Source organism: Deinococcus sp., assembly GCF_030523985.1.
Taxonomy (GTDB): Bacteria; Deinococcota; Deinococci; order Deinococcales; family Deinococcaceae; genus Deinococcus.
This window is the reverse complement of record NZ_JAUNHK010000083.1, coordinates 1-11,750: the sequence shown is the minus strand read 5'-3', so window position 1 is coordinate 11,750 and position 11,750 is coordinate 1. Positions and strand designations below refer to the sequence as shown.

The following is an 11,750-nucleotide window of genomic DNA, read 5'->3' as shown; positions in this document are numbered from 1 at the left end:
ATCCGCGCGGCGCGAAGTACATGCACTACGAGTGCGAACTCGGCATCGTCATCGGGCGGGATGCGCGGCGCGTGAAGGCGAAGGACGCTGAAGATTACATAGGCGGCTACACCATTTCCAACGACCTCGTGGTGCGCGATTACGTCTCCAACTATTACCGCCCCCCCATGCGGGCCAAAGGCTGGGACACCTTCGGGCCAATGGGGCCGTACTTTGTGACCGCCGACGAAATCGCCGACCCGTACAACCTGGGCATTCGCTCGTATGTCAACGGCGAATTGCGGCAGCAAGGCAACACCTCGGACATGATTCGGCGCGGCCCCGAACTGATCGAGTTCATGAGCCGTTTCATGACCCTAGAAGCGGGCGACGTGATTCTGACCGGCACCCCCGAAGGCGTGAGCCACGTTCACCCTGGCGATGTGATGCGAATGGAAATTGACGGCCTGGGCGCCCTAGAAAACCCGGTGGCGCTTGAAGACGAGAGTGCCGAGCCTCTGGTGGCGGAAGAGGGGGAAAGAAGGTAGATGGATGATGGATGATGGGAGATAGACTGACTTTTTCCATCATCCATCATCTATCACCCATCATCTTTATGCCCCACCTCACCATCGAATACACCGACAACATCCAGAACCCGCGCATTCCCGAGTTGCTCCGCAAGTTGAACGGCGTGCTGTTGGCGCGGCCCGACATTTTCCCCGTGGGCGGCATCCGGGCGCGGGCCTACCGCCTCAGCGAGTACGCGCTGGCCGACTCTTCCGAACCCTCGGACGCTTTCGTTCACCTGTCGCTGAAGCTGGCACAGGGCCGCAGCGAGGAAGTCAAGAAGGAAACGGGCGACCAGCTCTTTGCCGTGCTGACCGAACATTTTGCCGAAGCCTTCGCCGCGCATGGGCTGATGCTTTCCGCCGAGATCAGCGAGTTTTCAGAGGCGGGAACTTGGAAGAAAAACAACGTTCACGCGAGGTACAGAGAGTGAAGCTCTCCCCTGCCCCGTTTCCCATCGCCGCCGTCATGATTCACGTGGCCGACAGTGCCGAGGGGCTGAACTGGTACGCGCGAGCCTTTCCGGACGCCGTGCGCCGCACCTTTCCCGATTCGCCCTTTGAATATCTGGACTGCGGCGGCGTGATGCTGGAACTCGTGCCCGCCGATGCCAAGGTTCAGTCCGGCGCGGCGGGGTCGGTGGTGTACTGGCGGGTGGAAGATTTTGCGGCGGCGCTGGCGCATCTCCAGTCGCTGGGCGCTGAACTCTACCGGGGGCCGATGCAGATTGAAGGCGGGCAGCGCATGGGTCAGGTGCGCGACCCCTGGGGCAACTGCATCGGCCTGCGCGGGCCACTTACGGAGGAACCATGTTGACCGCAGAGCAAATTCAGGACGCCGCCAAGAGACTGCACCACGCCGAGGAAACGCGCACGCAAATCGGGCAACTTTCGCGGCAGTACCCCGACATCACCATTGACGACGCTTACCGCGTGCAGGACGCCTGGGTCAGCCACAAGCTTTCGCTGGGGCGCAAGATTTACGGCCACAAAATCGGTCTGACCTCACGGGCCATGCAAAAAAGCAGCAACATCACCGAACCCGATTACGGCGTGCTGCTGGACGACATGGTGTTTCCCGAAGGTTCCGAAGTGCCGACGAGCCGCTTTATCGTGCCGCGTGTGGAAGTGGAACTGGCTTTCCTGTTGGACAAGGATTTGCAAGGGCCGAATTGCACCGTGTTCGACGTGCTGAGCGCCACCGCCTACGTCTTTCCCGCCATCGAAATTATTGACGCCCGAATTCAGCAGGTTGACCCCGAGACGAAGGCCACGCGCAAGGTGTTCGACACCATTTCGGACAACGCCGCCAACGCGGGCATCATCACCGGGGGGCGTACCGTGCGGCCTTTCGACCTGGATTTACGCTGGGTGGGGGCGCTGCTGTACCGCAACGGCGTGATCGAGGAAACGGGCGTGGCGGCGGGCGTACTGAACCACCCGGCCAACGGCGTGGCGTGGCTGGCGAACAAGTACGCCCCACACGGGCGCAAGCTGAAAGCGGGGCAGGTCATCCTGGCGGGGTCGTTTACCCGCCCCGTGGAGGCCGAAGCGGGCGACACCTTCCATGCCGATTACGGCCCGCTGGGGGGCGTGGCGTTCAGGTTTGGCCGCTGAAGGCAGCGCCGAGCGCCTCGCCCAGCACGGCCAGCAGTTCCTCCACTTCTTCCCCGGTGATACTCAGCGGCGGCCCCAGCAACAGGTGGTCGCCGCGTTTGCCGTCCTCGGCGCCGCTGCCGGGGTAGGTGATGAGACCGCGCCCCATGGCCTCGCTGCCGATGCGGGCGGCGAGGCCGGGTGTTTCGAAGCTCTGGCCCGTGGCGGGGTCGCCCAGCACCACGCCCAGCAGCAGGCCCGTGCCGCGTACCGTGAGCATCTGCGGAAATTGCGCTTGCAACTCGCGCAGGCCCTGCAACAGCTGTGCGCCGCGTTCCTGAGCGGCCTGCACCAGTCCCTCGCGCTCCACGATGTCAAGCACGCTGAGGCCCGCCGCCACGCTGACCGGATGGCCCGCGTAGGTAAACCCGTGCATGAACGCGCCCGAGCCGTCCATCAGGGTGTCGTAAATCTGCCGCGGAGCCAACAGACCCGCCAGCGGCGCATATCCAGCGGCGAGGCCCTTGCCCAGTACCACGATGTCGGGCTGCACCCCGCCCCACTGCGACACGGCAAGCGGGGTGCCGCAGCGTCCCATGCCGCACATCACTTCGTCGGCAATGAACAGCACGCCATAGTCGTCGCAAATCTGGCGGACGCGCTGGTAGTAGCCGTCGGCGGGAGCCAGCGCCGCGTCGGACGCGCCCACGACGGGTTCGGCCATGAACGCGGCCACCGTGTCTGGCCCCTCTCGCTCCAGCAGGGCGCGAAGCTGCTCGGCGTCCTCGGCTCCGTCGCGGTTCGCATCGGGCTTGGGCAGTTTGGGCCACGCCTCCGGGCGCATCAGTGGGGTGTAGAGTTCGCGGCGTGCGCCCATGCCACTGGCGGCGAGGCTGCCCAGCGACGCGCCGTGATAGCTGGGCACGCGGGTCACGATTTTGTAGCGCCCGACCTCGCCGCGCTCTTTCTGATACTGACGGGCCAGTTTAATGGCGCTCTCGGTAGCCTCCGACCCGCCCGACACCGCCCAGAACCGCGCCTCGGGCATCCCGCAGAACTGGGCCAGCCGCGCCGCGTACTCTTCCAGGATGTCGCTGGAAAATTGCGACCCGTGAACGAACGGGAGCCGCGCCGCCTGCACCGCCATCGCCTCGCCCACCTCGCGGCGCCCGTGACCGATGTTGGCGACCAATGCGCCCGAACTGCCGTCCAGGTAGCGCTTTCCGGCGCTGTCGTAGAGGGAGACGCCCTCGCCACGCACCGCGACGGGGTAGGGTTTGTTGGAACGGTAAAAGACGTTGGACATGCAGGCTCCTGACCGCGCCAGGGCGGCGACAACAATGAAGTGATGCGGCCAGGATAGCCCAGGGTTTGCCTTCCCGAAAAAAGGGGCAGCGGACCACACCCCGGCCCGCTGCCCCTTCGTTAAAGTATTCGGCTTATTCCATCAACCAGATGTAGCGCCCCAGCAGCAGCAGCGCCAGCACATACAGAATCGGGCTGACCTCGCGGCCCCGGCCCCCCAGCAGCTTGAGCGCCGCGTAGGAAATCACGCCCAGGCTGACACCGTTGGCGATGGAGAAGGTCAGCGGCATCAGGATGATGGTCAGGAAGGCGGGCAGGCCCTCGGTCAGTTCGTCCCACTCGATGTTCTTGACGCCTTCCATCATCAGGGCACCGACCAGAATCAGCGCCGGAGCCGTCGCCGCCGCCGGAATCGCCGCCGCCAGGGGCCACAGCAGCAGCGCAAACAGGAACAGCACCCCTACCGTGACCGCCGTCAGGCCGGTGCGCCCGCCTTCACCGATGCCGCTGGCCGACTCGATATAGGCCGTGGTGGTGCTGGTGCCGACCACCGCGCCGAACATCGCCGCCAGACCGTCCATCGCGAAGAGGCGGCGGGCACGCGGCATGTTGCCGGACTGGTCGAGGTATCCGGCTTTCTGGGCCAACCCGGTCAGGGTGCCGGTGGCGTCGAAAAAGTCCACGAAGAAGAAGGTGAAGACCACGCTCAGCAGGCCCATGTGCAGCGCCCCGGCGAGGTCGAGCTGGCCCATCAGGTCCACCGGCCACACCGGAGCGCCGAAGATGCCCAGCAGTTGGCCCTGAAAACCGGGGAAGGCCCGCAGCGCCCCTTCCGGCCCCCCGGCGAACACGGGCAGGCGCAGCACAATCGCCAGCACCGAGGTCAGCAGGATGCCCCACAGCATGGCCCCGGTCACGCGCCGCACCATCAGCGCCCCGGTCACGAGCAGGCCGAAAAGCGCCAGCCACGCGCCGGGGCTGGTCAGGTTGCCCAGGCCGACGAAGGTGGCGGGGTTGGTCACGACGATTCCGGCACTTTTCAGGCCGAGGAAGGCCAGAAACGCCCCGATGCCGCCCGTGATGGCGAATTTGATGCTCTGTGGAATGGCCTGCACGATGGCCTGCCGCGCTCCCAGAAGACTCAGCAGAACGAACAGAAGACCGCTGATAAAGACGGCTCCCAGCGCCGTTTGCCAGGGCACCTTGAGGCCCAGCACCACCGTGAAGGCGAAAAAGGCGTTCAGGCCCATGCCGGGCGCCTGCGCGAAGGGATAGCGGGCGACCAGCCCCATCGCCAGCGAACCGAACGCCGCCGCAATCGCCGTGGCGCTGAGCAACTGGGCAAAGCCGTTGGGAATGGAAATGGCGGCGGACAGCACCTGCGGATTCACGAACAGGATGTAACTCATCGTGAGGAAGGTGGTCAGTCCGGCCCGAATCTCGCGGGGAATGGTCGAGCCGTGCGCCGTGATTTCAAAGAACCGGTCCAGCCCCGAGCGGGGAGCCGACGAAGGAGGGGGTGCAGAAGTCGTCACGGGTCTGAGAATACGCTGAGAAAGTGGTCAAGGGCCACTGCTCTTTCGCGCCGTCTTCAGACCTCTAGATCTTTAGACCTGCCCTTCGACCGCCTCGGCTGGGAACAGCACGGACGGTTGGAGGAATTCGTCCTGCGCGGCGACGAGTTGAATTTCGCGGGTATTCAGGCGGTGGGTGATGTCGAGCAGGCTGTAGAGGGCGCTCATGGCGAAGCTGAGGGCCTGGGCCACGTCGCCCGTTCGCAGGAAGTGACCGTAGAACAGCGCGGCGATGGCGTCCCCGGTGCCGTTGCGCGGCGGGTCGAGCGGCAGCAGCGGCGTGCGGCACAGCCACGCCCCCTCGCCCGTGACCGCCAGCGTTTCGATGCTGCCCACCGGAGCGTCCGAGCGCACCAGACTGGTCACGACCACGATGCGCGGCCCAGCAGGGTTCAGCCGCTCGCGCAGCATTCGGGCGGCGTGCAGCGCGTCGGCCAGCGTATGTACCGATTGTCCGGTCAACAATTCGAGTTCGAACTGGTTGGGCGTCACGATGTCGGCGGCGGGAATCGCCTGGGCCGCAATCAGCGCGGGCAGTTCGGGCCGCACGAACACGCCGCGCCCCACATCGCCCATCACCGGGTCGCAACAGTACAACGCCGCCGGGTTGGCCTGCCGCACCCGGTTCACCGCCGCCACCACCGCCGCCACGGTGCCTTCCGAGCCCATGTAACCGCTCAGCACGCCGTCGCACTCCGGCAGCACCCCCCGCGCCTCGATGCCGTCGAGCAATTCGGCAATCACCGTAGGCTCGAACACCTGACCCGTCCAGGCACCGTATCCGGTGTGGTTGGAAAACTGCACCGTCTGCACGCCCCAGACCTCGAAGCCCAGGCGTTGCAGGGGCAGGGTCGCCGCCGCGTTGCCGACGTGACCGTAAGTCACCCAGGACTGAATGCTCAGGAGGTTGCGCGGGAGGGGGGGGAGGGAACGCTCAGACATGACGTACAGCATAGGGTTTCGCCGCCCTTGTCGGTCTTCCTCCCCTTCCCTTTACACCTCGATGACGTTCAGCGCCCCGAATTCACGCCGCCAGAGGTCGCCTTTTTCGGTGACGCCTGCGAGGTCGAGCGGCGTGACGCCCCGCACGCGCAGTTGCCAGTCGGGATTTTGACGCAGCGACACGACCTGCACCAGACCGGTGTGGGCGCGGTCAAGGCCGTCTGCCACGCGCAAAATCGCCGCCAGTCGCGCCACCAGTGCCCGGTCCTCGCTGCTGAGGGCCACAAACTCGGTGTGCGAAGGCTTGGGCAAGCTGCGGCGGTGGTAGCGGGCAATCTGGGCCATCAGTTCGATGTCGTGGGGGCCGAAACCGCGCAGCCCGGCGTGCCGGATGAGGTAGGCGCTGTGTTTGTGGTGGCTGCTCTGGTGAACGATCTGGCCCGATTCGTGCAGCATGGCGGCAGCGGTCAGCAGACTGCGGGCCTCGGGGTGAAAGTTCTGGCCTGCCTCCACCAGCGCATCGAACAGCTGGCGCGAGAGTTCCGCGACCTGACCCGCGTGCGACAGGTTGACCCCGAACCGCTCGGCGGTGGCGAGGACGCTGCGCTGACGGGTACTCAGGCCCGAACTGAAGGACTGGAATTGCCGCAGTTCCTCGACCAGCATCCCTTCGCGCAGCGCTCCCTCGCTGACGACCACTTCGGAGGCGCCGAGCAGTTCCAGCGCCGCGTGCAGCACGCTCAGGGCCGCCAGAATGGTGTCGGCGCGGCGCTCCATGCCCGGCACCCGCGCCCGCTGCTGGGGCCGCAAGCGGGTCATCTGGTTCAGCAGGTCGCGCAGTTCGTCCAGGGTCAGGCGGGTGCCGTTGACCCCATTGCCCAGGTCGCCGCGTGCTTGCGCGATGGCTTCGGCGGCGGCCTCGGCGGTGCCGCTCGACAGGAAAAAGCGGGTGCCGGGACGGGCGGCGAACCGCTCACGCTCGGGGCGCAAAGACTCGCCGACATGGGCCGCCACAGCCTCGGCGGTGGCCCGAGCGCCCGACTTGCCGCCCACCGACTTTTCGGGAAAGGCGCGGGTCATGCGAATGGCCCCCAGCGGCAGACTCAGCACGTCGTGCGAACCAGTCCGGTCACCGCGCACGAATTCGAGGCTGCCGCCGCCGAGGTCGAGCAGCACGTTGTCCTCGCCCAGTTCGACGGCCTGCATCACGCCCAGGTAGGTCAACTCGCCTTCGCGCTGCCCGCTAATGACGGCGGGATAAAGCCCGGTGCGTGCCCGAACCCGCTCGGCGACTTCGGCCCCGTTGGGCGCTTCGCGCAGGGCCGAGGTCGCGTAGACCCGCACGTCCGCCACACCCGCGCCCGCCGCCAGTTCCCGAAAGCGGGTGAGGGCCGAGGCCAAGCGGTCTTCGCCTTCGGGGGTCATCTCGCCGCGTTCGTTCAGGCATTCGCCTAATCGGGTGCGGTCCTTGAGCGCGTCAATCACGTGAAAGCCCGCCGCCTGTCCGGGCAGGGCCTCGGCAATCAGGAGATGACTGGAATTGGTACCCACATCGGCAACAGCGACCCGCATGAGCGTCAGGGTAGCGCCTCCGCCGCTCTGTACGGCCCGAGGCGCTGGGACGGGTGGGAAAGGGAAAAACCAACTCAAGGTCAGCAAGCCTGAGCGCTGCACCGCCTACAGGCCCAAAGCCCGGCGCAGATACGGCGCGGTGCGGCTGCCCTGGGCCTGGGCCACCTGCTGCGGCGTGCCTTGGGCGACCACCTGCCCGCCCGCCTCGCCCGCGCCGGGGCCGATGTCCATGACCCAGTCGCTCGCCGCCACCACCTGCATCTTGTGTTCGATGACCAGCACGGTGTTGCCCGCCCCCACCAGCCGGGCGAGTTGCTTTTGCAGCCGCTCGATGTCTGCCGGGTGCAGGCCCGTCGTCGGTTCGTCGAGAATGTAGATGGCCCCGCCGCGCCCGCCGCGCTGCAACTCGGTGGCGAGCTTGATGCGCTGCGCCTCGCCGCCCGAGAGTTCGGTGGCGGGCTGTCCCAGGCGCAGGTAGCCCAGCCCGACTTCACGCAGGGTGTCCACCGAGCGGAAAATGCTGCTCTCGTCGGCAAAAAATTCGTGCGCCGTTTCGACGGTCATGCCCAGCACGTCGGCAATAGTTTTGCCCCGGTACTCGACTTCCAGTGTCTCGGCGTTGTAGCGCGTGCCGTGACAGACCGGGCAGGGCGAGTACACGCTCGGCAAGAACAGCAGTTCGACCATCACCCAGCCTTCGCCCTGGCAGTGTTCGCAGCGCCCGCCCTTGACGTTGAAGGAGAAGCGGCCCGCGCTGTAGCCGCGCTTTTTTGCCAGCGGCGTGGAGGCGAACAGCTTGCGGACGTGGTCGAACAGGCCCGTGTAGGTCGCCATGTTGCTGCGTGGCGTGCGGCCAATGGGTTTCTGGTCCACCCACACCAGCCGCGTGAGTTGCCGCAGGTCGCCGCCGAGGTGCGCGGCGGCCCCAGCCTCTGGCGTGGGCGTGTCCTCGTCGTCGGTGTCGTCGTCCAGGGTAGCCGCCTGTCCGAAATGGGCCGACAGGGCGTCCACCAGCGCCTGACTGACCAGGGTGGATTTGCCGGACCCCGAAACGCCCGTCACGCTCGTCAGCACGCCCAGCGGAAAGCGCACGCTCAGGTCTTGCAGGTTGTTGCGGGTGACGCCGCTCAGCTCCAGCCAGCCCGACGGCTCGCGGGGAATATGCGGTTCGGCGGCCTGCTCGCGGAACAGGTAGTGCGCCGTCTGGGACGCCTCCACGCCCTGCAACCCGGCAGGCGGCCCGCTGTAGAGAATCTGCCCGCCGCGCTCGCCCGCTTCCGGCCCCACGTCCACCAGCCAGTCGGCCTGCCGAATCACGTCCAGTTCATGCTCGACCACGAACAGCGAGTTGCCGCCCGCCTTGAGGCCCGCCAGCGCCCGCAGCAGCGCCTCGGTGTCAGCCGGGTGCAGTCCGGCGGAGGGTTCGTCGAGGACATACACCACCCCGAACAGGTTGGAATAGAGCTGGGTCGCCAGCCGCAGCCGCTGCAACTCGCCCGGCGACAGGGTGGGCGTGGCCCGTTCGAGTTGCAGGTAGCCCAGGCCCAAGTCGAGCAGCACGTTCAGCCGCCGGGTCAGGTCGCTCGCCATGCGCTGCAGGGCGATGGCCTGTTCGGGGCGCTCACGCACGCGCTCGGCGTGGCCTTCGTCGCGTTCCTCGGCGTAGGGGCGCAGCACCTGGGCCAGCCGCTCCAGCGACAGCCGCGAGAGTTCAGTGATGTCCAGCCCGGCAAATTTGACATTCAGGGCTTCCTGCCGCAGCCGTTTGCCGTGACACAGCGGGCATTCCTCAGTCAGCATGTACGCCTTGACGCGCTTTTTCATGGCGGCACTCTCGGTCTGCGCGAAAGTGTGCAGCACGTGGCGGCGGGCACTGGAAAAGGTGCCCATATAGCTCGGCTCCAGCTTCTTCTTCACGGCGCGGCGGGTTTCTTCGGGCGTCAGGCCCGCGTAGACGGGCACCACGGGCTGCTCGTCGGTAAAGAGAATCCAGTCGCGGGTGTCCTGCGGCAGGTCGCGCCAGGGGATGTCCACGTCTATGCCCAGGCTCACCAGAATGTCGCGCTGGTTTTGCCCGCCCCACGCCTGGGGCCACGCGGCCACCGCCCGTTCGCGGATGGTGAGCGACGGGTCAGGCACCATCGAGGCTTCGGTGACGGTGTAGATGCGGCCCAGACCGTGACAGGCCGGGCAAGCTCCTTCCGGCGTGTTGGGCGAAAATCCTTCGACGTACACGATGTCCTGCCCCGCCGGATAGTCCCCGGCCCGCGAATAGAGCATCCGCAGGAGGTTGGAGAGGGTGGTGACGCTGCCCACCGACGAACGCACCGTGGGCGTGCCGCGCTGCTGCTGCAAGGCGACGGCGGGCGGCAACCCTTCGATGGCGTCCACGTCGGGCACCCCCACCTGATGAAAGAGCCGCCGGGCGTAGGGCGACACCGATTCCAGATAGCGGCGCTGGGCCTCGGCGTAGAGCGTGCCGAAGGCGAGCGACGACTTGCCCGACCCCGACACGCCCGTAAAGACCACCAGCGCATCACGCGGCAGGCTGACCGAAATGTCCTTGAGGTTGTGTTCGCGTGCGCCGCGCACCTGCACGAAGCCGCTGGCGGGAAAGTCGGGGGAGGACGGAGAACTCATCACCCGGCAGTATCGGCGGCGGGCGGCGGGGCGGGCAAGTCAGGCCAGACAGGGTCTTTACATCGGGTCGGCGGCAGGCAGACTGCCCTCTTGCGCCAGCGCCGCCTCGATTTCAGCGCGGGTCGGCATACTCGGCTGCGCTCCCTCGCGGGTACAGGCCAGCGCACCGGCAGCGACGGCCCAGGCCAGCGCCGAGGGCAGCGGCTCGCCTGCGTCCAGCCGGGCGACCAGCACGCCCACGAAGGTGTCACCCGCCCCCGTGGTGTCGCGCACCGGGACAGTCGGGGCGGGCAGGTTCCACGTCTCCTCCCCCTGCCGCGCCCGGCAGCCACGCCCGCCCAATGTGACGATGACGGTCTGCGGCCCCCGCGCCTGCGCCCGCCGCAACTGCCCGTCCAGGTCGCCCGGCCCGACCAGGGCGGTCAGTTCGCCTTCGTTGACCACCAGCACGTCGAGTCGCGCCCAGAGTTCGGCGGGCAACTCACGCGCCGGGGCGGCGTTCAGCACGACGCGCCCGCCTGCCCGATGCGCCGCCTGCGCTGCCGCCAGCACCGTGTCCAGCGGCAATTCGAGTTGCAGCACCAGCCAGCGCACGCCGCCCAGCGCGGGCAACTGCGCGGGCCGCAGCGTGCCGTTGGCCCCCGACGCCACCGCGATGCAGTTTTCGCCCGCATCCGACACGCTGATGAAGGCGGCCCCGGTGGGCAGGTCGGCCCGCCGCGTCCAGTCCTGCACGCCGCTTTGCCGCAGCGAGTCGAGCAGCAGGTCGGCAAAGGGGTCACGCCCCAGTGCCCCGCAGAAGGCCACCTGACCTCCGGCCCGCGCACAGGCCACAGCCTGATTTGCCCCCTTGCCGCCGGGCGCGATGGTGTAGGATTCGCCCAGCACGGTTTCGCCGGGCACGGGCAGATGCGGCAGCCGGGTCACGAAATCCACGTTGGCACTTCCGACCACGAGTATGGAAGCAGGCATGGCCCCAGCATGGCGCATAGGCAGGAGGGTCGAACTGTCTGAAGGTCAAACCGTCTGACTGCCGAAGGGCTACAGCGGGCACAGAGAGCAAAAGACGGAAGAAAGCCCTCGACACCTGAAAACCCCCTAATTTCTGTACCAGAATCACCCCTGACCCCTTTACCCCCCCACAAAGAGCCGAGAAACGCAGAATTCAGAGGGCCGTCGGGCGCGAAGCGCACGGGCCGCACACGAATCGAGAAACAGCAGCGTCCAGCCCCCGTGCAACAGAGCAAAACCGCCATGCCAGCGAACCCACCGCCATGTGCACAGCGCCAGCGTTAAGCCCCTGTCCCCCCTGGGGATAGGGGTTTGGGGTTGGGGCCAAAAGCTAAAGCTCAAGCCTTCACCCCCCCAACACAAGCCGCTTCCACGCCAACTCCTCCCAGACCTCTCACCTCTAGACGATGAGTCAATCAGCCCACTTTTCCCGGCGGCGCTTCCCCTGCCCCTTTTCGCGCTACACTGCCGGGCTGACCGCGACCCCGCGCCGCGCCTACCCGAACAAACCCCGCGCCGGACGTGGCGCATGGAGGACAATGTGACCACCACCGACCCCTTG

10 protein-coding genes are annotated in these 11,750 nt (G+C 66.9%); 4 read left to right on the top strand and 6 right to left on the bottom strand.

Features of this window, described 5'->3' with window-relative positions:
- The 4 genes from Q4C89_RS11380 to hpaH all read left to right on the top strand — a co-directional run.
- Nucleotides 1-527, top strand: a 527-nt coding sequence (locus Q4C89_RS11380; protein WP_303102732.1) for a fumarylacetoacetate hydrolase family protein, incomplete at its 5' end; no start/stop codon positions are given.
- 14 nt (nt 528-541) lie between these two features.
- Complete coding sequence (locus Q4C89_RS11375) at nt 542-982, top strand: 5-carboxymethyl-2-hydroxymuconate Delta-isomerase (RefSeq protein WP_303102731.1); 441 nt, start codon at nt 542-544, stop codon at nt 980-982.
- Entirely contained in the window at nt 979-1,365 is a 387-nt protein-coding gene (locus Q4C89_RS11370) for a VOC family protein (RefSeq protein ID WP_303102730.1), read from the top strand. The genes Q4C89_RS11375 and Q4C89_RS11370 overlap by 4 nt, the downstream gene beginning before the upstream one ends.
- Entirely contained in the window at nt 1,359-2,165 is an 807-nt protein-coding gene (gene hpaH, locus Q4C89_RS11365) for a 2-oxo-hept-4-ene-1,7-dioate hydratase (RefSeq protein WP_303102729.1), read from the top strand. Before Q4C89_RS11370 ends, hpaH begins: the two co-directional genes overlap by 7 nt.
- On the opposite strand, the gene Q4C89_RS11360 is transcribed toward hpaH, so the two are convergent.
- From Q4C89_RS11360 to Q4C89_RS11335, 6 genes are all read right to left on the bottom strand, one after another.
- Nucleotides 2,149-3,450, bottom strand: a complete 1,302-nt coding sequence (locus Q4C89_RS11360; protein ID WP_303102728.1) for an aspartate aminotransferase family protein — start codon at nt 3,448-3,450, stop codon at nt 2,149-2,151. The genes hpaH and Q4C89_RS11360 overlap by 17 nt on opposite strands.
- Nucleotides 3,451-3,583: 133 nt before the next feature.
- On the bottom strand, nt 3,584-4,984 hold the full coding sequence (locus Q4C89_RS11355; protein ID WP_303102727.1) for an NCS2 family permease: 1,401 nt from the start codon (nt 4,982-4,984) through the stop codon (nt 3,584-3,586).
- A 72-nt stretch (nt 4,985-5,056) separates the two neighbouring features.
- Nucleotides 5,057-5,965 carry a pyridoxal kinase gene (gene pdxY, locus Q4C89_RS11350; protein ID WP_303102726.1) on the bottom strand — a complete coding sequence of 303 codons (909 nt, stop codon included), beginning with the start codon at nt 5,963-5,965 and terminating at the stop codon, nt 5,057-5,059.
- A 51-nt stretch (nt 5,966-6,016) separates the two neighbouring features.
- Nucleotides 6,017-7,537 (bottom strand): Ppx/GppA phosphatase family protein, encoded by a 1,521-nt coding sequence (locus tag Q4C89_RS11345; RefSeq protein WP_303102725.1) that lies wholly within the window; start codon nt 7,535-7,537, stop codon nt 6,017-6,019.
- A 105-nt stretch (nt 7,538-7,642) separates the two neighbouring features.
- On the bottom strand, nt 7,643-10,177 hold the full coding sequence (uvrA, locus tag Q4C89_RS11340; RefSeq protein WP_303102724.1) for an excinuclease ABC subunit UvrA: 2,535 nt from the start codon (nt 10,175-10,177) through the stop codon (nt 7,643-7,645).
- 57 nt (nt 10,178-10,234) lie between these two features.
- On the bottom strand, nt 10,235-11,149 hold the full coding sequence (locus Q4C89_RS11335) for a ribokinase (RefSeq protein ID WP_303102723.1): 915 nt from the start codon (nt 11,147-11,149) through the stop codon (nt 10,235-10,237).
- Nucleotides 11,150-11,750: the final 601 nt, after the last annotated feature.

Excerpts from the sequence above, each read along its gene's own strand:
- pdxY (WP_303102726.1), bottom strand. The coding sequence starts at position 5,965 with ATGTCTGAGCGTTCCCTCCCCCCCCTCCCGCGCAACCTCCTGAGCATT.
- Q4C89_RS11360 (WP_303102728.1), bottom strand. The coding sequence starts at position 3,450 with ATGTCCAACGTCTTTTACCGTTCCAACAAACCCTACCCCGTCGCGGTG.
- Q4C89_RS11335 (WP_303102723.1), bottom strand. The coding sequence starts at position 11,149 with ATGCCTGCTTCCATACTCGTGGTCGGAAGTGCCAACGTGGATTTCGTG.
- Q4C89_RS11375 (WP_303102731.1), top strand. The coding sequence starts at position 542 with ATGGGAGATAGACTGACTTTTTCCATCATCCATCATCTATCACCCATC.
- hpaH (WP_303102729.1), top strand. The coding sequence starts at position 1,359 with ATGTTGACCGCAGAGCAAATTCAGGACGCCGCCAAGAGACTGCACCAC.
- uvrA (WP_303102724.1), bottom strand. The coding sequence starts at position 10,177 with ATGAGTTCTCCGTCCTCCCCCGACTTTCCCGCCAGCGGCTTCGTGCAG.
- Q4C89_RS11345 (WP_303102725.1), bottom strand. The coding sequence starts at position 7,537 with ATGCGGGTCGCTGTTGCCGATGTGGGTACCAATTCCAGTCATCTCCTG.